The organism is Azospirillum sp. A29, assembly GCF_042604625.1.
In the GTDB taxonomy this organism is placed as follows: domain Bacteria; phylum Pseudomonadota; class Alphaproteobacteria; order Azospirillales; family Azospirillaceae; genus Azospirillum; species Azospirillum palustre.
On sequence record NZ_CP170466.1, the window covers coordinates 37,403 to 62,301 of the forward strand.

At 67.0% G+C, this 24,899-nt stretch carries 24 protein-coding genes; 8 read left to right on the forward strand and 16 right to left on the reverse strand.

Annotation, left to right across the window (positions count from 1 at the left end):
- Positions 1-10 precede the first annotated feature (10 nt).
- Positions 11-1,306, forward strand: a complete 1,296-nt coding sequence (locus ABNQ38_RS15035; protein WP_377809116.1) for an O-acetylhomoserine aminocarboxypropyltransferase — start codon at positions 11-13, stop codon at positions 1,304-1,306.
- A 22-nt stretch (positions 1,307-1,328) separates the two neighbouring features.
- Here ABNQ38_RS15035 and ABNQ38_RS15040 read toward each other — a convergent pair whose 3' ends face one another.
- The 6 genes from ABNQ38_RS15040 to ABNQ38_RS15065 form a co-directional block, all read right to left on the reverse strand.
- Positions 1,329-2,570: an MFS transporter gene (locus ABNQ38_RS15040; protein WP_377809117.1), complete on the reverse strand. Its 1,242-nt coding sequence runs from the start codon at positions 2,568-2,570 to the stop codon at positions 1,329-1,331.
- A gap of 133 nt (positions 2,571-2,703) precedes the next feature.
- Positions 2,704-3,123, reverse strand: a complete 420-nt coding sequence (arfB, locus tag ABNQ38_RS15045) for an alternative ribosome rescue aminoacyl-tRNA hydrolase ArfB (RefSeq protein WP_377809118.1) — start codon at positions 3,121-3,123, stop codon at positions 2,704-2,706.
- Entirely contained in the window at positions 3,120-4,016 is an 897-nt protein-coding gene (gene rsmA / locus ABNQ38_RS15050; RefSeq protein WP_377809119.1) for a 16S rRNA (adenine(1518)-N(6)/adenine(1519)-N(6))-dimethyltransferase RsmA, read from the reverse strand. The genes arfB and rsmA overlap by 4 nt, the downstream gene beginning before the upstream one ends.
- Before the next feature lie 68 nt (positions 4,017-4,084).
- Complete coding sequence (locus ABNQ38_RS15055) at positions 4,085-4,393, reverse strand: AzlD family protein (protein WP_377809120.1); 309 nt, start codon at positions 4,391-4,393, stop codon at positions 4,085-4,087.
- The gene (locus tag ABNQ38_RS15060; protein ID WP_377809121.1) at positions 4,386-5,108 is read right to left on the reverse strand and encodes an AzlC family ABC transporter permease; all 723 of its coding nucleotides are present in this window, start codon (positions 5,106-5,108) and stop codon (positions 4,386-4,388) included. Before ABNQ38_RS15060 ends, ABNQ38_RS15055 begins: the two co-directional genes overlap by 8 nt.
- Before the next feature lie 23 nt (positions 5,109-5,131).
- Complete coding sequence (locus tag ABNQ38_RS15065; protein WP_377809122.1) at positions 5,132-5,998, reverse strand: AraC family ligand binding domain-containing protein; 867 nt, start codon at positions 5,996-5,998, stop codon at positions 5,132-5,134.
- A 208-nt stretch (positions 5,999-6,206) separates the two neighbouring features.
- Here ABNQ38_RS15065 and ABNQ38_RS15070 point away from each other — a divergent pair, with 208 nt between their 5' ends.
- Complete coding sequence (locus ABNQ38_RS15070) at positions 6,207-6,761, forward strand: DUF4405 domain-containing protein (protein WP_377809123.1); 555 nt, start codon at positions 6,207-6,209, stop codon at positions 6,759-6,761.
- A gap of 63 nt (positions 6,762-6,824) precedes the next feature.
- On the opposite strand, the gene topA is transcribed toward ABNQ38_RS15070, so the two are convergent.
- Positions 6,825-9,629, reverse strand: a complete 2,805-nt coding sequence (gene topA, locus ABNQ38_RS15075) for a type I DNA topoisomerase (protein WP_377809124.1) — start codon at positions 9,627-9,629, stop codon at positions 6,825-6,827.
- 46 nt (positions 9,630-9,675) lie between these two features.
- Positions 9,676-10,812 (reverse strand): DNA-processing protein DprA, encoded by a 1,137-nt coding sequence (dprA, locus tag ABNQ38_RS15080; RefSeq protein WP_377809125.1) that lies wholly within the window; start codon positions 10,810-10,812, stop codon positions 9,676-9,678.
- 414 nt (positions 10,813-11,226) lie between these two features.
- Between dprA and ABNQ38_RS15085 the strand changes: the two genes are divergently transcribed.
- Positions 11,227-12,675: a methyl-accepting chemotaxis protein gene (locus tag ABNQ38_RS15085; RefSeq protein WP_377809126.1), complete on the forward strand. Its 1,449-nt coding sequence runs from the start codon at positions 11,227-11,229 to the stop codon at positions 12,673-12,675.
- 68 nt (positions 12,676-12,743) lie between these two features.
- On the opposite strand, the gene ABNQ38_RS15090 is transcribed toward ABNQ38_RS15085, so the two are convergent.
- On the reverse strand, positions 12,744-13,541 hold the full coding sequence (locus ABNQ38_RS15090) for an oxepin-CoA hydrolase, alternative type (protein ID WP_377809127.1): 798 nt from the start codon (positions 13,539-13,541) through the stop codon (positions 12,744-12,746).
- 236 nt (positions 13,542-13,777) lie between these two features.
- Between ABNQ38_RS15090 and ABNQ38_RS15095 the strand changes: the two genes are divergently transcribed.
- The 3 genes from ABNQ38_RS15095 (at position 13,778) to ABNQ38_RS15105 (ending at position 17,245) form a co-directional block, all read left to right on the forward strand.
- A complete protein-coding gene (locus tag ABNQ38_RS15095; protein WP_377809128.1) occupies positions 13,778-14,461 on the forward strand; it encodes a rhomboid family intramembrane serine protease in 684 nt (227 codons plus the stop codon).
- A gap of 75 nt (positions 14,462-14,536) precedes the next feature.
- Positions 14,537-15,424: an S-methyl-5'-thioadenosine phosphorylase gene (locus ABNQ38_RS15100; protein ID WP_377809129.1), complete on the forward strand. Its 888-nt coding sequence runs from the start codon at positions 14,537-14,539 to the stop codon at positions 15,422-15,424.
- A 732-nt stretch (positions 15,425-16,156) separates the two neighbouring features.
- Positions 16,157-17,245 carry a TRAP transporter substrate-binding protein gene (locus ABNQ38_RS15105; RefSeq protein ID WP_109047788.1) on the forward strand — a complete coding sequence of 363 codons (1,089 nt, stop codon included), beginning with the start codon at positions 16,157-16,159 and terminating at the stop codon, positions 17,243-17,245.
- 72 nt (positions 17,246-17,317) lie between these two features.
- Here the strand turns inward: ABNQ38_RS15105 and ABNQ38_RS15110 are convergent, their stop codons facing one another.
- Positions 17,318-17,761 carry a MaoC family dehydratase gene (locus ABNQ38_RS15110; protein ID WP_377809130.1) on the reverse strand — a complete coding sequence of 148 codons (444 nt, stop codon included), beginning with the start codon at positions 17,759-17,761 and terminating at the stop codon, positions 17,318-17,320.
- Positions 17,762-17,882: 121 nt separating this feature from the next.
- On the opposite strand from ABNQ38_RS15110, the gene ABNQ38_RS15115 reads away from it, so the two are divergent.
- Positions 17,883-18,470 (forward strand): TetR/AcrR family transcriptional regulator, encoded by a 588-nt coding sequence (locus ABNQ38_RS15115; RefSeq protein ID WP_377809131.1) that lies wholly within the window; start codon positions 17,883-17,885, stop codon positions 18,468-18,470.
- 84 nt (positions 18,471-18,554) lie between these two features.
- Here the strand turns inward: ABNQ38_RS15115 and ABNQ38_RS15120 are convergent, their stop codons facing one another.
- From ABNQ38_RS15120 to ABNQ38_RS15145, 6 genes are all read right to left on the reverse strand, one after another.
- Positions 18,555-18,881, reverse strand: coding sequence for a DUF1153 domain-containing protein (locus tag ABNQ38_RS15120; RefSeq protein ID WP_109047791.1), 327 nt, complete (start codon positions 18,879-18,881; stop codon positions 18,555-18,557).
- 189 nt (positions 18,882-19,070) lie between these two features.
- On the reverse strand, positions 19,071-19,823 hold the full coding sequence (locus ABNQ38_RS15125) for a flagellar hook assembly protein FlgD (RefSeq protein ID WP_377809132.1): 753 nt from the start codon (positions 19,821-19,823) through the stop codon (positions 19,071-19,073).
- 77 nt (positions 19,824-19,900) lie between these two features.
- Positions 19,901-21,787 (reverse strand): flagellar hook-length control protein FliK, encoded by a 1,887-nt coding sequence (locus ABNQ38_RS15130; protein WP_377809133.1) that lies wholly within the window; start codon positions 21,785-21,787, stop codon positions 19,901-19,903.
- Positions 21,788-22,058: 271 nt separating this feature from the next.
- Positions 22,059-22,568 carry a flagellar basal-body protein gene (locus ABNQ38_RS15135; RefSeq protein WP_377809134.1) on the reverse strand — a complete coding sequence of 170 codons (510 nt, stop codon included), beginning with the start codon at positions 22,566-22,568 and terminating at the stop codon, positions 22,059-22,061.
- A complete protein-coding gene (locus ABNQ38_RS15140; protein WP_211105829.1) occupies positions 22,561-22,950 on the reverse strand; it encodes a rod-binding protein in 390 nt (129 codons plus the stop codon). Before ABNQ38_RS15140 ends, ABNQ38_RS15135 begins: the two co-directional genes overlap by 8 nt.
- The gene (locus tag ABNQ38_RS15145) at positions 22,950-24,092 is read right to left on the reverse strand and encodes a flagellar basal body P-ring protein FlgI (RefSeq protein WP_174472755.1); all 1,143 of its coding nucleotides are present in this window, start codon (positions 24,090-24,092) and stop codon (positions 22,950-22,952) included. The genes ABNQ38_RS15140 and ABNQ38_RS15145 overlap by 1 nt, the downstream gene beginning before the upstream one ends.
- 230 nt (positions 24,093-24,322) lie before the next feature.
- Between ABNQ38_RS15145 and ABNQ38_RS15150 the strand changes: the two genes are divergently transcribed.
- Positions 24,323-24,748, forward strand: coding sequence for a flagellar assembly protein FliX (locus tag ABNQ38_RS15150; RefSeq protein ID WP_109047796.1), 426 nt, complete (start codon positions 24,323-24,325; stop codon positions 24,746-24,748).
- Positions 24,749-24,899: the final 151 nt, after the last annotated feature.

A 24,899-nucleotide genomic window follows, 5' to 3' on the forward strand; every position in this document is an offset into this window, starting at 1 on the left:
AATCACACAGATGACTGAGCAGAAGAGCTTCGGCTTCGAGACCCGCGCCATCCATGCCGGCGCCGCTCCCGATCCGGCGACCGGCGCCCGCCAGACGCCGATCTATCAGACCACCAGCTTCGTCTTCGAGGATGTCGACGATGCCGCCTCGCTGTTCAACCTGCAGAAGGTCGGCTTCATCTATTCCCGCCTGACCAACCCGACGGTGGCGGTGCTGGAAGAGCGTCTCGCCAATCTGGAAGGCGGCGCCGGCGCCACCGCGACCTCGTCGGGCCATGCCGCCCAGCTGCTTGCCCTGTTCCCGCTGATGGCGCCGGGCGACCACATCGTCGCGTCGAAGAAGCTCTATGGCGGCTCGCTGAACCAGCTCGGCATCAGCTTCCCGCGCGCCTTCGGCTGGCAGCCCAGCTTCGTCGACACCGACGACGTGAACACTGTCAAAGCGGCGCTGACCGAGAAGACCAAGGCGATCTTCGTCGAGAGCCTCGCCAACCCCGGCGGCGTGGTGACCGACATCGAGGCCATCGCCAGGATCGCCGACGAGGCCGGCATCCCGCTGATCGTCGACAACACGCTGGCAACGCCCTACCTGATCAACCCGATCCAGTGGGGTGCCACGCTGGTGGTGCATTCGACCACCAAGTTCCTGTCCGGCAACGGCACCTCGGTCGGTGGCGTGGTGGTGGACAGCGGCAAGTTCGACTGGAGCAAGTCCGGCAAGTTCCCGGCGCTGAGCGAGCCCGACCCCGGCTATCACGGCCTGCGTTTCCACGAAACCTTCGGCCATCTGGCCTTCACCATCCACGGCCATGCCGTTGGCCTGCGCGACCTGGGGCCGAGCCAGGCGCCGATGAACGCCTTCCTGACGCTGAACGGCATCGAGACCCTGCCGCTGCGCATGCAGCGCCACGCCGACAGCGCGCTGAAGGTGGCCACGTTCCTGGAAAGCCATCCGGCGGTCAGCTGGGTCAGCTATGCCGGGCTGGACTCTTCGAAGTACAATGAGCTTGCGAAGAAATACCTGCCGCGCGGCGCCGGTGCGGTGCTGACCTTCGGCGTCAAGGGCGGCTTCGAGGCCGGCGTGAAGGTGGTGGAGAGCGTGGAGCTGTTCAGCCACCTCGCCAACATCGGCGATGCCCGCTCGCTGATCATCCACCCGTCCTCGACCACGCACCGCCAGCTGTCGGCGGAGGCCCAGGCCTCGGCCGGCGCCGGCCCCGACGTGATCCGCCTGTCCATCGGGCTGGAGACGCCGGAGGACATCATCGCCGACCTCGATCGGGCGCTGAATAAGACGCTTGCGTAAGCTTTGCGAAGCCGGCGGCGGGTTACTCCGCCGCCGGCAGCGGTTCCGCCACCGGTTCGGACTTGCGGCGGTCGTCCGGCAGCAGCAGGGCGGCGGCGAAGGCCATGGCGGCAAGCGCCGACAGGGTCAGATAGAGCATGGTGAAGTCGCCGGTGCGCTCATAGACCCAGGCGACCAGTTGCACCGCCAGCGGACCGGCGCCGAAGGACAGGATGTATTTGGCGCCATAGGCAAGCCCGCGGTGCTTGTCCGGGGTGTAGCGGGCCAGCAGCATGTTCTCCGCCGGGATCTGTGTCTGCGAGGCGATGACCACGAAGGCGGCGGCGGCCACCAGCGGCAGTTCAGCCAGGACGGCCACCGCGGCCATCAGCGGAATCTGGGCCAGCAGGCAAAGTACATAGACCCGCTTCAGCGAATGCCGGTCGGCCAGCACGCCGCCGATCATCTGAGGCAGGGCGGAGATCAGGTAGACCGCCGTCACCAGCCCGCCGACGCCCAGCGTGCCTGTACCCAGCCAGCCGCCCAGCCGCGCCTCGAACAGCTTGGGCAGCACCACCTGCATGGCGTTGAAGATCAGCCCGGCGCAGACCATGGTCAGCGACAGCACGAAGAAGGCGCGCACCACGTCGCCGCGCGACGGCTTTGGCTGCGGCTTCACGTCGGCATGGCGGTCCTGAACCACGCCGGTCATCATCAGCAGGGCCAGCACGACGCCGAGCACGAGGCAGACCGCGCCGGGGATGATGAAGGCCATCCGCCAGTTCAGCCACTGCGTCAGGCTGCCGGCGACCACCGCGGCGGTGGCAACGCCGAAGGTTCCGAACAGGCCGAGCCAGCCCATCGCCTTGCCGCGGTTCTCGGCATTCGCCATCATCCAGGCCATGCCGACGGGGTGGTAGATCGACGCCCCCAGCCCGAGCAGGGCCAGCGACCACATCAGCATCTCCGGCCCGTCCGACAGCCCGGCCAGAACCGCCCCGGCGCCGGTCATCAGATAGAAGACGGCGATCATACCGGCCGAACTCCAGCGGTCGCCCAGCCAACCGGCCAGCGGCGCGCCCAGCCCAATCATGAAGGCGCCCAGCGTCCACAGCCGGATCAGTTCGTCATAGGAGAGCTTCCATTCGGTCTCCAGCGCCAGCACGATGGTCAGGAACAGCGCCGATACGATGTGCATCAGCGAATGTCCGACCCACGCGAAGCCGACGGACAGCCGGGCCGAAGTCGGTGACGGCAGGGCGGCGCTGGCGGATGGGTGGCTCATCGAACGTCTCCGGCCCCGGATTTGTCCTCGCGGGGGATTGTTTTGCAGGCAAGCGAAGGGCAAGGCTGGCACGGGATGGTTGAACCGTCCAATGCGCCCGTCTCATGGCGGACATGCCGGGTGAAAGTCCGGTTTAGTCCTGCACGTTCCCGCGCATCTTCTTCACCTCCGACCGCTTGGCCTTGCCCTCCAACCGCCGCTCCTTGGAGCCCTTGGTCGGCTTGGTCGGGCGGCGGGGCGGCGGGGGAGGGGCGGCGGCTTCGCGAATCAGATCGATCAGGCGCTCGCGGGCATCTTCGCGGTTGCGCATCTGCGAGCGGTGGCGGTCGGCCACCAGGATCAGGACCCCATCCTGGGTCAGCCGCGACCCGGCCAGCCGCTCCAGCCGGTAGCGGACCGGGTCGGGCAGGTTGGGGGAGCGGCGCACGTCGAAGCGCAGCTGGACCGCGGTCTCGGTCTTGTTGACATGCTGTCCGCCGGGACCGGAAGCGCGGACGAACTCCTCCTGCAACTCGCTTTCGTCCAGGCTGATGCGGGGATTGACCCGGATCATGCCGGACTCTCAAGTGGGTTGCGGGCGCGGAAGGCGCGGGCCAGCGCGGCGAAGCCGGCGACGTCGATCTCCTCGGCCCGCGCGGTGGGGACGATGCCGGTCTCCTCCAGCAGCGCCTCGGCACTGCCCAGCGACTTCAGGCTCTGGCGCAGCATCTTGCGGCGCTGGCCGAAGGCGGCGGCGGTGACCTGTTCCAGGGCGCGCCAGTCGGCCGGTTCCGGATTGGCTCGCGGCGTCAGGTGGACGACAGTGGATTCGACCTTCGGGGGCGGGGTGAAGGCGCGCGGCGGCAGGTTGAATAGCACGCGGGCGTCGGACCGCCATTGTGTGATGACCGACAGCCGGCCATAGGCCTTGCTGCCCGGCTTCGCCACCAGCCGGTCGGCGACCTCCTTCTGGAACATCAGCGTCAGGCTGACATAGGCCTCGATCCGCGCCAGCCAGCCGAGCAGCAGCGGCGTGGCGACATTGTAGGGCAGGTTGGCGACGATGGCGCGCGGGGCTGGCACCAGTTCCTCCGGATCGACCGTCAGGGCGTCTGCCTCGACGATGGACAGGCGGCCCTGCGAGGCCTCGATGACGTCAGCCAGGGCTTCGATGAAACGGCGGTCGCGTTCGATGGCTATAACCTTCACCGCGTTGGTCGCCAGCAGCGCCCGGGTCAGGCCGCCGGGACCGGGACCGATCTCGATGGCGGTGGTGCCGGCCGGCAGGTTGGCCGAGCGCGCGATCCGTCCCGTCAGGTTCAGGTCGAGCAGGAAATTCTGCCCCAGCGACTTGCGCGCCTCCAGCCCGAAGCGCGCGATCACGTCGCGCAGCGGCGGCAGGGCATGCGGGTCGAAAGCTGCCGGAGTGGGGGCGGGAGCGGCGGGGGCGGAGATCGGGTCGGTCATCCCCGACTTATAGGCATCCCCCGCGCGCTTCACCAGACGGCAGTTTGCAACAAGGGCCAATGCGGGGGTCAGATCAGGCGGCGCAGCACCACCACGGCCACCACACCAGCGACCACCGCGACCACCATCGGCACGCGCCGGGCGATCAGGCAGACGAAGGCGGCGGCCAGCGCGTCGGACGGGCGCGAGAGCGCGGCCGGCGCCACCAGGGCCACCAGCACCGCGCCCGGCGTCGCCTCCAGCGCCGCATTCGCTGCCGTACCCAGCCGTACCCGCGCGATCAGCCACGGTCCGCCGATCCGCGTCATCCAAGTGACCAGCGCCCCGCCCAGCACGATGGCGAAGACGCTCCAGTCCAGATTCAGCGCCTCAGGCATTGCGAATCCTCCCTTGCCCTTTCGCTTGGAGGGCCGCGACCGCCCCACCAACCACGGCGCCGGCCAGGATGTGCCAGGTTCCGCCGGACGACAGCGCATGGACGGCCAGTGCGGCGGCGGCACTCGCCAGCCAGGGCGGCAGAGAACCGCCTCCGCGCCAGAGCCCGGCCAGCAGGCAGAGGAAGACGGCGATGAAGGTGAAATCCAGTCCCCAGGCGGCGGGGTCGGCGATCAATGTCCCGGCCATCGTCCCGGCCACCGTGCTGGACAGCCACGCCAGATAGAGCGTCGCCGCCACGCCGTACCAGTAGGCCAGCGACAGCTCCGGTCCGCGGCGCAGGGCCAGCGCCCACTGCTCGTCGGTCATGAAGAACAGCGCCAACCCCGCCCGTGCCCTGGACACGCCGCGGAAGCGCGGCTCCAGCGTCGCCCCCATTAGCAGGTGGCGCAGATTGACCAGCAGGATGGCACCGACCACCGCCAGCCCGGCGCTGCCCTTATCCAGAAGCTCGACAGCCACGAACTGGGAACTGCCGGCGAAGACCAGGGCGCTCATCAGACCCATGTCCAGCGCCGACAGGCCGGCCTTGGCGGCGAGGCTGCCCAGAAGGAAGCCGAAGGGGATGGCGCCCGCCACGATGGGCAGGCTGTGGACGACACCCGACGCGAAGTCCTGCCGCGGGGATGCCGGTACGGCGAAGCTGCCCGTGCTCATTTCTGTGCTCATGGGTGGGGAAGCTAGGCGGCTGCTGCGGGCGCGTCTTGGATGGGATTGCTGCCGCGCCGGTATTGGCCGGGGGAAACGCCGACCCGTCCCTTGAACACCCGGTTGAAATGCGCCTGATCGCAGAAACCGCAGGCCAGCGCCACGTCGGCCAGCGGCAGGTGTCCCGCCAGCAGCCGCTTGGCCTGGGCGACCCGCCGGTCGGTCAGATAGCCGTGCGGGGTCGTGCCCACCGCCGCCCGGAAGACACGCAGCAGATGGAAGCGGCTGAGCCCGGCCGCCTCCGCCAGATCGGCCAGTTCGACCGCACTGTCGAGATGGGCGTCCAGATACTCCCGCGCGCGGCGGACCGCCGCCGGCTCCTGTCCCGCTTCGCGTGGCCGCGCCGTCAGGTCGCCATGGCGCAGCGCCAGGGCGGTGAAGGCGCGCAGCGCGTCGGTGTCGGTGCGCAGCGGTTCGCGGTACGGCCCCTCCAGCCCATGGTGCAGGCCGCGCAGGATCTGGAACAGCTCCGGGTCGTCCAGTTCCATGGCGGAGAAATGCGGTGCCGCCGGCCGGCCCAGCGCATCGGCCATCGCCTGTTCGAACAGCGCCACCGAAGGATAGAACATGCGGTAGGCATAGCCGTCCTCCGCCGGGCGGCCGTCATGCAGGATCTCCGGATCCAGCACCACCACCTGTCCGGCCCGCGCCACCCGTTCGGTGCCGCGGCAGCGGTAAAGCTCGGTCCCGGCGGTGATCACGCCGACCACATAGGTCTCGTGCGTGTGCGGGGCGTAGCTGTGGCGCTGGAAGCGGGCATTCAGGCATTCCATGCCGTCGAAGCGCGCCTCCCGCCACAGCCGGGCGAAGTCGCCGCCGCCGGTTGCTGTCCGGTTCAATGAAGGATCAAGGGCGGATTGCTGGTCCATGCCGCAGTCTAACAGGCGGGCGCCCCGGTCGTCTTGGACAGGATTGCTGGCGGGAGCCTCATGCGGCTGGTGCGTTACACACTGTTACACAGCGTCAGCCTGACCGATATCGTCCGGTTACAGTCGCGCGCGATCATGGCCGCCAACAAGAAACGACACCGGATCGAGAGCGACTGCCATGACCGTTTCCAACCTGTCCAGTTCCAAAACCTCCAATGCCAACACGAGCATTTCCAGGACCATGACCCGCGACGTGGTGACGCCCGTCACCATCGTCACCTTCGTCGTGTCCACCGTGACCGGCATCATGCTGCTTCTGCACTGGAATGCCGGGTTGGTGCGGTTTTCGCACGAGTGGCTGAGCGTGGCGTTCTCCGCCATCGCGCTGTGGCATCTGGCAAAGAACTGGCGCGCCTTCATGGGCTATCTGAAGCGGCACGCCGCCCGGGCGGCATTCGCCGGCAGTCTTATCGTCTCGGTGGTCTTCACCGGCATGACCGGCACCACCGGGGGCGGCGGGGCCAATCCGGGGGCGGTGTTCAGTGCCCTGTCCGGCGCCCGGCTGGAAGCCGCCGCTCCGGCGCTGGGGCTGGCGCCCGACAAGGCGGTGGAGGTGCTGAAGGCCGCGAACATCGACGCCGCACCGGGCGAGACGCTGACCGTGATCGGGGAGCGTGCCGGAAAGACCGGTGCGGCCATCGCCAGCCTGCTGGCGGTGAAGCGGGCACGCTGAGGGGCGTGGAAGTCCCCCTCGTCCCGATGGGAGGAGGGGGAACTGCCGGGGTGGCGAGGGCGGTTACGACGCCTTCGCAGTCTTCTTCTTCGGCGCGGCGGCTTCGGCGGGAGCATCCTTCGCAGCCTTGGCCTTGGTCGCCTTCTTGGCGGCCGGCTTCTTGGCCGCAGTCTTCGCCGGGGCCTTCGCCTTGGCGGGCTTCTCCGCCTCCGCACCTTCCGCCTTGGCCGGTTCGGCATCCTTGGCCGCCTTGCCGCCCTTCTTGGCGGCATCCTTAGCGACCTTGGCGTCGATCAGTTCCAGCGCCTGCTCCAGCGTGACGCTGTCCGGTTCGGTCCCCTTCGGGATCGAGGCGTAGACGCTGGCGTGCTTCACATAGGGCCCGAAGCGGCCCGACCCCATGGTGATCGGCTTGCCAGTCTTCGGGTGGTCACCCAGAGTCTTGGCCGGGGCCGACGCCTTCTTGGCGGCACCGGCCAGCAGGTCGACGGCGTGGTTGATGCCGATGGTCAGCACGTCGTCGTCGGGGGTCAGCGACTTGTAGACGCTGCCATGCTTCAGGTAGGGACCGAAGCGGCCGATGCCGGCGCTGATCTCCTCGGCCGTTTCCGGATGGTTGCCGATGACGCGGGGCAGGGCCAGCAGCTTCAGCGCGGTATCGAGATCGACGTCGGCCGCGGCCATGCCCTTGGGCAGGGAAACCCGCTTGGGCTTCGGCGCCTCGTCCTTCTTCTTTTTCTTCGCCTTCGGCTTCTTGCCGTCCGCCGCAGGCTCCTCCGCGGGCGGCTCCTCCACCGGAGGGGTGGCAGCAGAGGGCGCCGGGCCGAGCTGGATGTAGGCGCCATAGGGACCACGGCGCACCGTCACCGGCAGGCCGGTCTCCGGATCGTTGCCCAGCTCGCGCGGGCCTTCCTGCGCCTCGCCGTTCTCGTCGTTGGCGACGGCGAGCGGCCGGGTGTAGCGGCATTCCGGATAGCGCGAGCAGCCGATGAAGGCGCCCATCTTGCCCAGCTTCAGCCCCAGCCGGCCCTCGCGGCAGACCGGGCAGACGCGCGGGTCATGGCCGTCCTCGGTGGCGGCCGGGAAGAAATGGGCGCCCAGCTCGTTGTCGAGCGTGGTCAGCACCTGGGTGATCGTCAGGTCCTTGGTGCCGTTCACCGCCACGTCGAAGGCGGTCCAGAAATCGCGCAGGACGGTCTTCCAGTCGATCTTGCCGTCGGAGATCTCGTCCAGCTGGTTCTCCAGCTCCGCCGTGAAGTTGTACTCCACATAGCGGTGGAAGAAGTTCTCCAGGAAGGCGGTGACCAGCCGGCCGCGGTCTTCGGGGATGAAGCGCCGCTTGTCCAGCCGCACGTAATTGCGGTCCTGCAACACCTGAAGGATCGAGGCGTAGGTGGACGGGCGGCCGATCCCCAGCTCCTCCAGCTTCTTGACGAGGCTGGCTTCGGAATAGCGCGGCGGCGGCTGGGTGAAATGCTGTTCCGGATCGATGTCGCCACGGGAGAGATCGTCGCCCTGGTCCATGGCCGGAAGCCGGCGTTCCTGCTGGTCGTCCTCGGCAGCGTCGTCGCGGTCCTCCTGATAGACCTTCAGGAAGCCGTCGAACACGACGATTGAGCCGGTGGCGCGCAGCACCACGTCCTTGGACGGGCTGGCGATGTCGACCGCCACCTGATCCAGCACGGCGCTTTCCATCTGGCTGGCCAGCGTGCGCTTCCAGATCAGTTCATAGAGCCGCAGCTCGTCACTTCCCAGATAGCCGGCCACCGAGTCGGGGCGGCGGTGCAGGTCGGTCGGCCGGATGGCCTCGTGGGCCTCCTGGGCGTTCTTGGCGGCGGTCTTGTAGACGCGCGGCTGGGCCGGGACGTAGCGCTCGCCATAATGCGATCCGATCAGACCGCGGGCGCCGTCGATGGCCTCCTGCGACAGGCTGACGCCGTCGGTTCGCATATAGGTGATGAGGCCGACCGTCTCGCCGCCGATGTCCACGCCCTCATACAGCTTCTGCGCCGTGCGCATGGTGCGGGTGGCGCCGAAGCCCAGCTTGCGCGAGGCCTCCTGCTGCAGGGTGGAGGTGGTGAAGGGCGGCGACGGGTTGCGGCGGCTCTGCTTGCGCTCCACCGTCGAGACGGCGAAAGCCTGCGGACGGATCCGCGCCACCGCGGCCTCGGCGGCCTTGCGGTTGGGCAGGCCGAACTTGTCGAGGCGCTTGCCGTCCAGCTGGGTCAGCGACGCGGTGAAGGAGGAGCCGGCCGGCGTGGTGAAGCCCACCGCGATCGACCAGTATTCCTGCGGCTTGAAGACCTCGATCTCCGACTCGCGTTCGCAGATCAGGCGCAGCGCCACCGACTGCACGCGGCCGGCCGACTTGGAACCCGGCAGCTTGCGCCACAGCACCGGCGACAGGGTGAAGCCGACCAGATAATCCAGGGCGCGGCGTGCCAGATAGGCGTCGACCAGCTCCTGCGACACGGCGCGCGGATTGGCCATGGCGGTCTGGACGGCCGACTTGGTAATCTCGTTGAAGGTGACGCGCTGGACGTCGCGGTTGTCGGACAGATGCTTTTCGCGAAGGAGTTCGGACAGATGCCAGGCGATGGCCTCTCCCTCGCGATCCGGATCGGTTGCGAGGTAGATGCGGTCGGCCGACTTCACCGCCTTGGCGATTTCGTCGATGTGGCGCTTGGAGCGGTCGCCCAGCTCCCATTCCATCGCGAAGTCTTCGTCCGGGCGCACCGAGCCGTCCCGGGCCGGTAGGTCGCGGACGTGGCCGAAACTGGCGATGACGGTGTAGTCGTCGCCCAGATACTTGTTGATGGTCTTCGCCTTGGCCGGCGATTCGACGATGACGACGTTGCTGCCCGGCAAGAAACCAGCCCTTCGCGTATGCCCACTCAAACCACGGTGCTGCCGATCAGGCGAGAGAGACCTGATGACCGGGAAGACGCTGGACTCGGCCGGCAAGCTCAAGTTCCAGAACCACGGTCAGCACCACCGGAGCGGACAATTGGCACCCGCGAACGAGTTCGTCAATGGTGACGGGCGAGGGACCGAGGTTTTCCAGCACCACGGCACGCGCCTTGGCAAGGTCGGATTCGTCGGGTTCCATCGCTCTGCCGGGGGTGAGGGCGGGTGTGCTGAACAGGTCGGGCTGCCGTTCCGCCAGCGTCTGCGGGCGCAGGGTTTCGATGGCGCGCAGCACGTCGTCGCTGCGCTCCACCAGCGTGGCGCCCTGGCGCAGCAGGTTGTTGGTCCCATGGCAGCGGGGGTCGAGCGGGGAGCCCGGCACCGCCATCACCTCGCGTCCCTGCTCCAGCGCCATCCGCGCGGTGATCAGCGAACCGGAGCGCAAGGCCGCTTCCACCACCAGCACCCCCAGCGACAGGCCGGAGATCAGGCGGTTGCGGCGCGGGAAGTGGCGGGCCTGCGGCTGGGTGCCGATGGCGCTTTCCGCCACCACCACGCCCTGCGCCAGAATGTCGCGGTAGAGCCCCTCATTCTCCGGTGGATAGACGACGTCGATGCCGCCGGCCAGCACTGCGGCGGTGCCGCTGGCCAACGAGCCGGCATGGGCGGCGGTGTCGATGCCGCGGGCCAGGCCGGAAACCACCAGCAGCCCGGCGGTCCCGAGGTCACGCGCCAGCGATTCGGCGAATTTCTTGCCGTTCAGCGAGGCGTTCCGCGCTCCGACGATGGCGACCGCGCGCCGTTGCAGCAGATGGGCATGCCCCATGATCGAGATCACCGGCGGGGCATCGTCCACCGCGGCCAGCGGTTCCGGATAATCCGGTTCGCAGGCGCAGAGCAGACGGGCGCCGAAGCGGCGGTTAGCCTGCATCTCCCGCTCCGCCTCGGCCTTGGAGGCGATGCGCAACGGCTTGGCCCGTCCGCCGCGCCGCGCCAAGTCCGGCAGGGCATCCAGCGCCTTGCTGGCGCTGCCATACTGCTCCAGCAGACGGTGAAAGGTGATCGGACCCACATTCTCAGTGCGGATGAGGCGGATCCAGTCGAGCCGTTCGGCGTCGGTCAGCGGGCGATGGAATTGTGTCATGGTGATAGGTTCTACAACCTGATATGGGCGTATTCAACACACATTCGCGTGAAGGCGTGCAGTCTGTACGGTTTATGCGCCCTTGCGGCGCAGGGCTGGCCTGAACGGCGGTCCGCCGGGCACGGTTGGATTGCTGCGGTGGCGAAATCACTCCTGTTCTTTTCGAAAATAATGTTTCCGGCAGGAGGTAAGAGATCTGAGCATATTCGGCTGCTATCGCGTTTGAATCTCGTGTGAGCGACCTTCGATCATTCCCGTACATCAACGATGGATGTTTTGGCTCGCTTGCAAATTGCCACAAAATTTAGTGCTTCCCCTTATGGAAGCTTTTTCCATTTTCGATATGATCTGGGCCATACGGGTGTACTCAAGTGGGGGTGGCAGATGTTTGGACGGGGGAAGGCCAATCGGGCGTTGACGCGTAAGCTGGCCGCGTTGGATGCGTTGCGGGCCAACGTGATGGTAGCCGATGCCGATCTGAACATCGTGCATGTCAACCCGGCGGTGACCGCGCTGCTGCGCGAGGTCGAAGGGGACCTGCGCAAGGAGCTGCCCCGTCTGGACGTCAACCGTCTCGTCGGCAGCAACATCGACATCTTCCATAAGAACCCGAGCCACCAGCGTACGTTGCTGAGCGCGCTGACCAAGCCATATAGCGCCATGATCAAGGTCGGCGGCCACCAGTTCGACCTGCTGGTCACGCCGCTGACGGAAGGCACCGAGCGCATCGGCTTCGTCGTCGAGTGGGCCGACGCCAAGGAGCGGTTAGAGAACCTCGACTATGCCTCGCAGATGTCGGCGATCAGCCGGTCGCAGGCGGTCATCGAGTTCACCACCGAAGGTACAATCACTAAAGTCAACGACAATTTCCTCAAGGTGATGGGATATCGCCGGGACGAGGTTATTGGCAAACACCACAGCATTTTTGTCGAACCTGCTTATCGCGACAGCGCTGAATACTCCCTTTTTTGGGAAACTCTGCGCCGTGGTGAATTCCAGGCGGCTCAATACAAGCGTATCAGCAAGTCCGGCAAGCCGGTCTGGATCGAAGGTGCCTATAACCCGATCTTCGACGAAAAGGGGCGGGTCACCAAGGTCGTCAAGTTCGCGGTCGACATCACCGGGCAGATCGAACTGCTGAACAACCTCAAGATCATGATCGACAAGAATTTCGGCGAGATCGACCACGCGCTCCACCTGTCGATGGGCGAGGCGCATTCCGCCAACGATGCCGCCGGTTCGACCTCGGCCAGCGTGCAGGCAGTGGCGGCGAGTGCCGAGGAGCTGGTCGCCTCCATTGCCGAGATTTCCCAGAGCATGACCCGTGCCCGCGCGGCGACCGACGGCGCCTTCGACCGCACGGTGGCGGTGGCAGAAAGCACCGACCGGCTGGCGGCGGCGGCCCAGGCGATGAACGGCATCGTCGGGATGATCAACAGCATTGCCGGGCAGATCAACCTGCTGGCGCTGAACGCCACCATCGAAGCGGCCCGCGCCGGAGAGGCGGGGAAGGGCTTCGCCGTCGTCGCCTCGGAGGTGAAGAACCTCGCCAATCAGGCCGGCAAGGCGACCGAGCAGATCTCCGCCGAGATCGAAGGCATCCAATCGACCTCGGCCGAAGTCGCCACTGCGTTGAGCGCCATCCGCGAGGCCGTCGCGGTGGTGCGCGAGCATGTGACCGGAACGGCGTCGGCGGTGGAGGAGCAGAGCGCCGTCACGCAGAACATGTCGTCCAACATGCAGAGCGCGTCGGCCGCCGTGGAGACAGTGACCTCCAACGTCGCCGCCATCTCCACCGCGGTCAGCCAAGTGGCCGGTGCGGTCGAACGGACGAAGGAAGCGGCGCACGTTCTCGTGCGGTGACGCACAGGCGCGGCGACGGATACGAGGGCAGGGCGCCGCCTCCGACGGTGCCCGGTTTTTCGAGTCCGTCAGCGCCTATGGAACGTCGGCGGCCGCTTCTCGAAGAAGGCGGTGATTCCTTCCTTCGCCTCGCCATGGTGCAGGGCTTCGACGAACAGGTCGCTTTCGCGGGCAAGCTGGGTGGCGAAGCTGCCATAGGCCAGTTCCATCAGCTTCTTGGCCCGGCCCATGGCACCGCTCGGCCCTTCGGCGATGGTCCCGGCCCAGGCGATTGCCCCGGGCAGCGCCTGTCCGGGGGCGGTGACGCGGTTGACCACGCCGGCCGCATGCAGACGCGCGGCATCGACCGGGCCGCCGGTCAGCATCAGCTCGGCATAGAGCTGCGGCGGCAGCGCGCGGGCGAGGGAGGCGGAGGCGCCGCCGTCGGCGGTCAGTCCGACCTTGACATAGGCGGTCAGGAACTGCGCGTCCTCCGCCGCGACGATCAGGTCACAGGCCAGCGCAAGCGAAAAGCCGGCACCGGCGGCCGGACCCTCCACCGCGGCGACGATCGGCTTGGGGCATTCGCGCATGGCGCGGACCCAGCCGTGAAAGCGCTCGATGCCGTCCCGGTTCTCCGACCGTGACCGGCTGCCATGGTGATAGAGGTTGTTGAGATGCCCGCCCGAGCTGAAGGCGCCACCGGCGCCGGTCAGCACAATGGCACCGATGCCGGGGTCGTGCGTCGCCTCGTCCAGCGCATCGCGGCCGTCGGCCATCATCTTCAAACCAAGCGCGTTGCGGGTGCCGGCGTCGCTCATGGTCAGCACCATGACGCGGCCCTGGCGCTCAACCGTCATGCTGCCGGTATCCTGACGTTCGTTCATGGGCGTTTCCTCCCCGGTTGTCGTTGTCCGGCAGACGGATCCTCGCCGGATGGTGGAATTACTGTGCCAGCCCGCGGGCAGTGCTCCAATCCGTCCGACCGGTATAGGAGCGTCCCCGATGCCGCGGGAAACCGCTGTTTTCCGGAATATCCCTTCCTACATTGGGGTGAGACCTATCGCCGCGCAAAGCCGTGGCGGCGTGGGACTGTGGCACCTGATTGTGCGGGGGGCAGGGCATGGCGCTGGCGGTGGACCGGCATGGCCGGGGCGGGAGAGGGGGACCGATCGTCGCCATGGCCGCTCCGCCTTATGCCAACCGTACCGTGATCCTGGTCTGCGTGCTGGCCTTCGTCCTGCGGTTGCCGCCGGAATCCTTCGCCTTCGTCCCCGCCTATTTCTTCGGAACGGTCGAACTGGCCGGGCCGCTGCCCACCGGCGCGTTGTGGCGCGGGCTGTTCGGCCATGTGCTGGTTCACGGCGACCTCACGCATCTGCTGTCTAACTTGGCGGTGCTGTGGCTGCTGGGCGATGTGGTGGAGCGGGAGGTCGGCCATCTCCGCTATCTGCTGCTGTTCCTTGCCGGAACGGTGGCGGCGGCGCTGACCGAGGGGCTGCTGGCCGCCGACCGGATGGCGCCGCTGATCGGGGCGAGCGGGGCGATCTGCGCGCTGATGGGGGCCTTCCTGTGGCTGCGTCCGCGTGCCGGCCTGCTGTCGCGGCATCTGCCGCTGCGGCTGGTGCAGGGGGCGATCCTGGTCTTCGCGCTGCTGAATGCGGCGATGACGCTCGTGCCGCTGAACGCCGAGTCCCCACTGGCCGAGGTCGGTTGGGGCGCCCACGCCGGCGGGCTGGCTGCCGGGCTGCTGCTGGGCGCCTTGCTGATCCTGCCCGGGCGAAGCCGGGCGAACGGCGGGCTTTAGGAAGTGCCTTGAACGGTTGCATTCGACGCCTGTCACCGAAATACTCGCGCGATCTTCAGCGGGAGACGGCGGTTCATGAGCGACGGCAAGAGTGGCGAGACTGTTCTGGGCGTGATCGGCGGCAGCGGCCTGTACGACATCGACGGGTTGGAGAACACCCGCTGGGTCAAGGTGACGACCCCCTTCGGCGATCCGTCCGACGAACTGCTGACCGGCGAGTTGGCGGGCCAGAAGCTGGTTTTCCTGCCGCGCCACGGCCGCGGCCACCGCATCCCGCCGTCAGAGTTGAACTTCCGCGCCAACATCCATGCGCTGAAACAGCTGGGCGTGACCGAGATCCTGTCGGTCTCGGCGGTCGGCTCCTTGAAGGAGCATCTGCCGCCCGGCACCTTCGTGGTGATCGACCAGTTCATCGACCGCACCTTCGCCCGTGACAAGACCTTCTTCGGCAGCGGGCTGGTCGCCCATGTGGCATTGGGCCATCCGGTCTGCGGGCGGCTGGGCGACCTGATCGAGGAGTCGCTGGCCGAACTGGACATTCCGCACCAGAGGCGCGGCACCTACATGGTGATGGAAGGACCGCAATTTTCCACCGTCGCCGAATCGAACCTCTACCGCAGCTGGGGCTGCGACGTCATCGGCATGACCAACATGCCGGAGGCCAAGCTCGCCCGCGAGGCGGAGATGTGCTACGCGACCGTCGCCATGGTCACCGATTACGATTGCTGGCACGAGGGGCACGACCATGTCTCGGTCGATGCGGTGATCCGTGTGGTGGTCGCCAATGCGGGCAAGGCCCGCTCTCTGGTGGCGGCGCTGGCGCCGAAGGTGGCGCGGCGTGAGGGGCTGTGCGCCCAGGGCTGCCACACGGCGCTCGACAACGCCATCATGACGGCGCCCAGCCACCGCGATCCGGCGATGCTGGAAAAGCTGTCGCTGATCGTGAAGCGCGCGCTGGGCTGAGCCGTTGCCGACGGGGTGAAAAGGCACTATTTCTGCGGTGGGCGTACCGGGGCTGCGATCCCCGGCACGCCCGACCAATCAGCGGTTCAGGTGCTCAAGCAGCAGCTTGACCACCTGCAACAGTAGGATCAGGAGGGTGAGGATTTTGCCCATCCTCTTGCCCTCCGTCAGTGCGGCGCGGGCGGTGGCCATTCCGCCGCCCCGACCGCGCGGCAAACATGCCAAGCATCCCGATCGGCTGGAAGCCGCAAGTTGCATGCAAATGCATTCGTTCGCCCTTGTGCGAGGGCGAGGGCCTTCGGCGAAACCGCTTGCATCGTGAGGTCGCCACGGCCAAGCCCATGAACGAAAGTAGGGGTGGGTGCTATTTCGCCCGTCGCATATATCATCTGTACATGTAACCATTCAGGCGACGGCAAGACGGTTCTGCGGTTGATCGATACGGTTGATGGCTGTTCGTCAGAGCGAATGCACGATCCCCGTGTCATCCTGCAATGTATTGCTTCGATAAATCCCGGATAGAGCGATGGCTACTTGGCATCGCTTCAGTCGCGCATGTGCACTGTATTTTTCACGCGACGAAATAGAACCGGAATGGAAGCTATGCAATTTAACGAATTGTCGGACAGCCGTTGCGATTTCTAGGATTGTTCGGACACCATAGTGTCTTGTGTTCGGCAAATGGCGTTATCGTTCAACCGGCGCCATGGCCATAACGATGAGGAAACGTTCATGAAGCGTCGTTCCTTCCTGACCTCCGCCGGTGTCGGCGTCGCCGCCAGCACCCTGGCGGCCCCCGCCATCGCGCAGAGCCAGCCGGAGATCCATTGGCGTCTGGCGTCCAGCTTCCCCAAGAGCCTGGACACGATTTACGGTGCAGCCGACACCATTGCCGCCCGTGTCGCCGCCGCGACCGACGGCAAGTTCACCATCCGCCCCTTCGCCGCCGGTGAGATCGTCCCCGGCCTGCAGGTGCTGGATGCGGTGCAGAACGGCACGGTCGAGTGCGGCCACACCGCCAGCTATTATTATGTCGGCAAGGATCCGACCTTCACTTTCGACGCGACGGTGCCCTTCGGCCTGAACGCCCGCCAGCAGAATGCCTGGATCTACAATGGCGGCGGCATGGCCCTGCTGCGCGAGTTCTTCGACGGCTATGGCGTCATGAATTTCCCGGCCGGCAACACCGGCGTGCAGATGGGCGGCTGGTTCCGCAAGGAGATCAAGACCGTCGAGGACCTGAAGGGCCTGAAGTTCCGCATCGGCGGCTTTGCCGGGCAGGTTCTGGCCAAGCTGGGCACGGTGCCGCAGCAGATCGCCGGCGGCGACATCTATCCGTCGCTGGAGAAGGGCACCATCGACGCCGCCGAGTGGATCGGCCCCTATGACGATGAGAAGCTCGGCTTCAACAAGGTCGCCAAGTACTACTATTATCCGGGCTGGTGGGAAGGCGGGCTGAACGTCTCGCTGCTGGTCAACAAGCAGCAGTGGGAACAGCTGCCCAAGCAGTACAAGGCCGTTCTCGAGGCCGCCTGCTTCGAGGCCAACCTGACCATGAACGCCAAATACGACGCGGAAAACCCGGCGGCGCTGCGCCGTCTGGTCGCCGGCGGCGCCCAGCTGCGTCCCTTCCCGCGCGAGGTGATGGAAGCCTGCTACAAGGCCGCCACCGAGCTGTATGACGAGACCGCCAAGACCAACCCGAAGTTCGCCAAGATCTACGAGCCGTGGAAGAAGTTCCGCGACGACGAATATCTGTGGTTCCGGGTGGCCGAGAACTCCTTCGACAACTTCGCCTTCACCGCCGGCCTGAAGCGCTGACGGCATCGGGTGAAGCTTGCTGCCCCCGCATCCCGTTCCGGATGCGGGGGCGTTTTTTTTGGCCTGTTCCTGTCAGGCCGGGCGGCCGGGCGCCAGCAGGTTGGCGATCATGGTCTGCACCACCTCGTCGTTCTGGTTGAAGGTGGTGGTCTTCACCCGCAGCACGCCCTGGTCGGGCCGCTTGGCGGAACGCCGGGCCTCCAGCACCTCCATCTCGATGCGCAGCACGTCGCCGGGACGGGTCGGGCGCGGCCAGCTTATCTGGTCGACCCCCATGCCGATATAACCGCCGGCCAACTCGGCGTTGCTGCCCACGATCATCCGCATTGTCATCCCGGCGGTATGCCAGCCGCTGGCCGCCAGTCCGCGGAACAGCGTGTCCTTCGCCGTTTCGACGTCAAGGTGGAACGGCTGCGGGTCGAATTTTTCGGCATAGGCGACGATTTCCGCCGCATCGACCGTGACCGGCCCGCCGGTAAAGCGGTCGCCCGCCGCGACATCCTCGAAATAGCGCATCCCCCGGAACTCCATTCTTGATGATACAGATCTGTCTCTTCGTTGCGATGGTAGAGACAGGTCTGTATCATTGTCAATGCCGGGCTTGGACCCGGCTGTTGTGAGCGGGTGGGGTTAGCGGATGGGTGAAGTCGAAGGCGAGAGGAAGCCGGCGCGCGAGCGGATTCTCGACACCGCGGCGGAGCTGTTCTACCGCGAGGGCATCCGCGCGGTCGGCATCGACACGATCATCGCCCGGTCCGGTGTCGCGAAGATGAGCCTGTATCGGAATTTCGCGTCGAAGGACGATCTGGTCTGCGCCTATCTGGAGCGCAACATGGTTCAGCACGCCGCTTGGTGGGACCGGGTGACCGCCCGCCATCCCGGCAACCCGCGCACCCAGATGAAGGCACTGTTCACCGCGCTCGGCCACTGGATCGATCATCCGAAATTCCAGGGCTGTCCCTTCACCACCGCTGCCGCCGAACTGCGCGATCCCGCCAACCCCGCACGGGCGCTGGCACTTGCGCACAAGCGGATGGTCCGCGACCGCCTGCATGCGATGGCGGTCGCGGCGGGCGCCGACGATCCGGACCGGCTGTGCGGGCAGTTGCAGCTTCTGATGGAAGGCGCCTATGCCGCCGGCCGGGCGCTGGATCTCGGGCCGGGCAACGAGGCGGTGGCGAGTGCGGCTGCGGTCCTGATCGACGGGGCCTGCACGGAGAAATAGTCACCCGAGACTTGGCACCACATCAAAACGCAAGAAAGCGCCGCGGGACGCTCCCGCGGCGCTTTCCCAGGTCGGCACGCCGCGTCAGTCGGCGCCGATGCGGTCGCGAACCGTCTGGCCGGGGCGGTAGTCCTGCAACCGGGTGGCGCGCAGACCGCGCATGCCGTGGCTGTCGATCAGCCTCTGCCAGGACAGGAATTCCTCCACCGACAGGGTATAGCGACGGCAGGCTTCCTCCAGGCTTATCAGGCCCGAACGGACACCAGCGACCACTTCCGCCTTGCGGCGCATCACCCAACGCTTGGTGTCGGGCGGGGGAAGGTCGTTTTCGGTCATGGGACGCCCCTCAGGACCAATGACCGATGCACCGGCTGCAGAATCGTCGCCGATGTCGAATTCGATGAGTGCCATGCGCGGACGCTCCAACCCAAACTGTGGATTCCACGATTTCGGGGTACTGTATGCGCCGGCACTTAACAAATGCCTAAACGAAAGGGTTAACTTTTTATCGGGTGGTAGTTGCTAACCCGAACGGACAGGACGGTCGCGGTGGCCCATCCGTCCAGGCTTGCAGCAGTCGGCCGGTACAACGAATCCGGGTCAGTAGACGGTGGTCAGCTTCGACAGGGGAACTTCGCTGGTGCCGATGTTCAGCACCGTCTCGCCGTCCTTGTTGTTGCCGATACCGGAGACGGTGCCGAAGGTGTAGGTGGTGGTCTTGATGGTGTCGTTCTTGTTCTCGGACACCGGCGCCACGTTCATGCGATAGGTGCCGGGCTGCACCGCGCGGCCGTTGTTGTCCTTGAAGTCCCAGCTGACGGCATGCTTGGTGCCTGCGGTGGTTTCGCCGGGCATCGAGCGGATGATGTTGCCGTTGGAGTCCAGGATGTCGACGCGCACCGACTTGGCCGAGGTCGCCAGCTCATAGCCCAGCGGCGCCTGGGTCATGCCCTGCGAATACTGGAAATTGTCGCCCTCGAATGCGACGGTGCGGCCGAGATAGGCAAGGTTGGTCGAGGCGGTGCCGGCCGACTGCAACTGCACCAGCTTGTCCAGGCGGCTGTTGGTGCCGATGTTCTGCTCGACGTTGGCGAAATCGACCAGCTGTTTGGTCATGTCGTTGGTGTCGAGCGGCTTCAGCGGGTCCTGGTTCTTCATCTGCGTGGTCAGCATGGTGAGGAACGTCTGGAAATTGTCGCCCAGCCCCTTGGTGGCCGAGGCGGTCTTCTCGGCATCGGTCTGGGGCGTCTTGGAGGTTTCGGACGCCGTCTTCGACCCGGTGGAGAGACCACCCGAATAGGTGCCGTACTGGTTCAGGGTCGGGCTGGAGGTCGTGTTGGTGGTCGTGGTCATGGCGGTCGTCCTTTATGGCCCTGTGGGCCGAATTCTCTGATGCGACGGCGGGATGCGGCCGGGTCCGGCCGCCCCGCTCAGGCGCGGATGTCGACGCGCCCGTCGCCGAGCGTCGCGGTGTAGACGGCACCATCGGACCCGTCATCGTCGCCGCCACCGCCGAAGCCGCGGCCGCGCTTACCCGATCCGGTCCCCTTGCCGTCGCCCCGGCCGTCGCCGGCGAAGGGATTGCCCTCGCCGCGCAGGCTGAAGTTCAGGCTGTTGGCGTCCGTCTGCAATCCAGCGTCTTGCAAGGCGCGTTCCAACCCGCGGCTGTCGCGTTGCAGAAGTTCGAGCGTCTGCGCCTTTTCCACCGCGACCATCGCATTGACCCGGCCATCGGCGCCGATGTCCAGCTTGATGTCGATCCGGCCCAGTTCGGCCGGATGCAGGTTGATGGTGAACTGGTCGACCTCGTCGGCGACGCTCTTCCTGATGTGGACGGCGATCTGGTCGTGCACGCCCATCGGCATGCCGGCGCCGCGCGACGGACGGAGGGTCGCGGTGGCGGCCTGCGGCTGGTCGAGGCCGGGAATGCCGGCATGAATCCCTTCCATCGCGGCGAGCGCCGGATGGGTGTGCGGGCTGGCGGCAGAGGTGCCGGTCCCCGCGGTTCCCTCGACGCCTCCGAGGCCCTCCAGCGTCTTGGCGGCAGTGCCCGTCGCGGCTGCCGTGACCGCTTCCGCCGCCGGCATGGCCGGCGCCGTGGGTGTGGTCGGCTGCTGCATCGCGGTCGGCGCCTGGGGCTGGGCGTCGTTCCGGCTGCCGCCCTCGGTTCCGGCATGCTTGCCGGATTGCCTGGCATCTCCGGCCTTCGCCTTGGCGGCGGCCAGCAGACCGGCGAAGCGGTCGGGCAGGGCGGTATCGTCGGTCGGCAAGGCCTCGGCGTCGGGCTGTGCGCCGGGCTCGGCCTGGGCCGCATCCGCGGTCTGGGAGGCGTCGCTGCCGACCGCGGCAGTCTTGCCGCCGGCCTTCGCTGTGGCTTCCGCACCGGCCTGAGCGGCCGCCGTGGCACCGGTGACAGCGGCCTGCGCCTGGGCAAGCTGGGCTGCACGCTGGGCGGCGGGATCGACAGGCCCGGCCACTCCGGTTGCAGGGGCGTCGGCACCGCCGGCCGCGTCATCCGTGCTGTCCGGCGCCTTCGTCTGTCCGGCCGGCATCAGGCCGGCAAGGATCAGGTCGCTCGCCTGCGGGATCGGTTGCTGCACCGTCGGCTGGACAGGCGGCAGCGGCTGGTCGGCGGGTTGGGCGGTGGCCTGTCCCTCGGCGGAATCATCCGACGTGTCCTCACCGCCGGCGTCTGCCATGGTTTCGCCCTGTGCGGCGGCGTCGGCCGAGGCGGAATCGCCGGTCGCGGCGGCGTCTTCGGCATCGGCGCTGCCGCCGGCCGTCGCCGCATCGGTCTTGTCCGCACCCGCCTTGTCGGCATTGGCCTTATCCGGGCCGCCCTTGGCCTTGTCGGTCTTGGACTGGTCTTTCGCTGTCTTCTCGGCCTTGGCCGGACGGTGGTCCTCCTGGCGGGCCTGAATCTTCGGATCGTCGTCCTTGCCGGCCTTCGGCTCGGCCGCACGCGTCGCGTCGGCGGCATCCTGTTGGCGCCGGGTTTCAGCGGTTTTGTCGCGGGTCAGGTCGGGCTTCGGCTCCGCGTGCACCGGCTGCCGGCGCTGCGCCTCCGCGGCGCGGGCGTCCCTGGCATCCTTTGCAGCATCCTTTGCAGCCTCCTTGGCGGCATCCTTCGCCGCGTCTTTCGCGGAGTCGCGGGCTGCCGCGTCGGCCTGCTCGCGCTTGCGCGCCGCGGCATCGGTCAGCATGCGGTCCATCATCTTGGAGAACAGGTCGTTCTTCGTCCCGGTCCCCTGCGTCTGCTGGGACTGGCTGAGACCGTCGAACAAGGACGCGGCGATTTTGTTCGATTGGACTTCCATGGAAGGGCCTCTCAGGGACGGCGGAACGCACCAACGGCGATGCGCTGGGACCAATGCAACGGGCGGGCCAACCGCGGCCCCCTGTTATCGCGCCCTTGGTCGGGAGCCGGACGGCAGTTCCCGCCGCATCGCACGGTCCTGACCGGCAAATTCCGCCGGGTGCGGGGCCTTTCTTGCCGTAGCTGCCGGGCACAAAAAGAAAAAGGCCGCCCCTGTGGAGGGAGGCGGCCGTCCGAAAAAGCTCGGCAGTCACGGATGGAGGTCGATCGGATCAGAGCCGGGTGTTCAGCGCCGCCGAGGTGCGCGGCCCGCTGGGCGGTGCGGAATAGCCGCGGCCGCCACCCATGTGGGCGGCGTAGGCGGTGGTCGGCGCCTTCTGCTGGCGTGTGATGACGGTCACCACGGTGTCGACCATCACCTTCTGCGCCTCGCCACCGATGCGCAGGGCCTCGGCATTGTCGGCGGTGGCCGCATATAGCTTGCCGGTCCCGTCCTTCAACGCCGACTTCAATTCCTGCGGCAGGGCGATCAACCCCTCGCGGTCAACGCGCAGCATGCGGCTGATCTCTTCATAGACCAGCGTCATCGGCTGCTTGTCCTTGACGATCTGCGCCAGCTCCTTGGCCGGGCGGCGGGCGCGGACGACGGCGGCCTCGCGCTCCAGCAGGGCGGTCAGGCGGCCCATCAGCTCGATCAGCGCGACCGCGCGCTCCTGGGCGTTCTTCGGCAGGTTGGCGGCCGGCTTGGGCTGCTGGGGGAAACGAACGTCGACCTTATCCATGGCTGGCCTCCTGGGCGCGAAGAAGCTCTCCGTAAACCTGATTGGCGATGCCGAAACCGCCGCGCTGGGTGATCTGCTTGCCGAACTGCTCGATCAGCATCGGGCGGAACATCTCTTCCCCACGCCCGCCGCCGAAGGTCTCGTCGGTGCCGATCCCCTCGAACATCGGGCCCAGCATCTGCGAGACGAACTGGCTCTCGAACTCGTTGGCGGATTTGCGGATCTGGGCAAGCTTTGCCGGGTCGATCTTGGCCTCGAGATCGGAAATCTTTGCCAGGGTGCGCACGCCGAACCCTGCGGCCTGGGCGCGCTCCACCAGCGACGAGGCGGGCGGTGCGCTGCGCGCGGCCGAAGCGGTGGAAAGGGCGGGGCTCATGGTCATCAGATCACCTCGATCTCGGCTTGCAGGGCTCCGGCGGCCTTGATCGACTGGAGAATGGCGATCATGTCCCGCGGTCCCACTCCAAGCGCATTCAAGGATTGTACCAACTCCTGCAAGGTCACCCCGGAATTCATCACGGCGAGGCGGTTGTTGGATTGCTCGTCGACCTGGATGTCGGTGCGCGGCACCACCGCGGTCTGGCCCTGGCTGAACGGGCCGGGCTGGCTGACCTGCGGGGTTTCGGTGATGCGGATGGTCAGGTTGCCCTGGGCGATGGCGACGGTGGAGATGCGGACATTCTCGCCCATCACGATCACACCGGATTTCTCGTCCACCACCACGCGGGCGACCTGATCGGGGGTGATGCGCAGCTGCTCGATCTCCGTCACCAGCCCCACCACGTCGCCGCGGCGTGAGTCCGGCACGTTGATGAGGACGGAGGCCGGGTCGGTCGCCTGGGCGCGGTTGCCGCGCAGCTGGATGTTGATGGCGGTCGCCACCCGCTGGGCGGTGGTGAAGTCGGGATTTCGCAGGGACAGCCGCAGCACCGGCAGCTCGGCAAGCGAGAACTGGATCTCGCGCTCCACGATGGCACCGGAGGAGATGCGGCCGGAGGTCGGCACGCCGCGGGTCACGCTGGCGCCCTGGCCCTGGGCAGTGAAGCCCGATACGGCGATCGGCCCCTGGGCCACGGCATAGACCTCGCCGTCGGCGCCCATCATCGGGGTGACCAGCAAGGTGCCGCCCAGCAGGCTTTTGGAGTCGCCCATCGCCGACACCGTGACGTCGATGCGCGTGCCCTGCGCCGCATAGGCGCCCAGCGTCGCCGTCACCATCACCGCCGCCACGTTCTTGGTGCGCAGGTTGGTGCCGCGGGTGTTGACGCCCATCCGTTCCAGCATGCCGGTCAGGCTCTGCTCGGTGAAGGGCGAGTTGTTCAGGCTGTCGCCGGTGCCGTTCAGGCCCACCACCAGCCCGTAACCGATCAGCATGTTGTCGCGCACGCCTTCGACATCGACGATGTCCTTGATACGGGCGGACGCGGCCAGTGCCGGTGCGGCCGGAATGCCGAACGCCAGCAGGGCGGTCAGCACGGCCAGGACGGCACGGCGGCGCAGAAGGCGAAAGGCGGTGGGGATCATGACGCGGACACTCCTGAACTCGTGCCCGTTCCTATACAAACGCCGTGCCAGAGACCGTAAACGGCGGCTTTCGGTGCCTGTCCTGAAAAACGTCCGGAATATGGCGCCTTTCGGTCACAGCCGGCCGGCAATTTTTGCCCGATTGCGGCAAGCCTTGACCGGATGTTAAGGTTGATCCATCTATTGTGTGCGCGTTTACGAATCCTTTACTGCAAACGGTTGCACGGATCATGAAAGTCGAAGGCTCCGGAAACATACGCGGCGGTGGGTCTGTCCGCCGCACCGGCAAGGCCGAAGGCTCGTCCGGCGCGGCCTTCTCCAAGCAATTGGTGGGAGAGGCCGGCTCCGCCCACGGCGTCAGCGGCACCGCCGCCAGCGCCGGTGTTTCGGGCGTGCTGGCCTTGCAGGAGGTTGACGTCACCGACGACGCCACCGCGCGTGCGTCCCGCGGCAAGATGCGGGCGGAGGAGATGCTTGACCGTCTGGAGGAAATTCAGCACGGGCTGCTGTCCGGTACGCTGTCGGTGCAGAAGCTGACCGATCTGGCGAAGGTGGTGCAGACGCGCCGTGCCCAGGTCGACGATCCGGGGCTGGCCGAAATCCTCGACGAGATCGATCTGCGCGCCCAGGTCGAACTGGCGAAGCTGACCTCCTGAACCGACCGGTCGCTTTTACGGTCGCTTCAAGCGTTGAGGCGGGCGCCCCGTGCCGGTGGGGCAGGGTGCCGCCGATGAGATCCCCATGCGACGGCCGGATTCGCCCATGCATGGCCGCCAGACGGTGGCGGCGAATCTGCAACGCTGACAA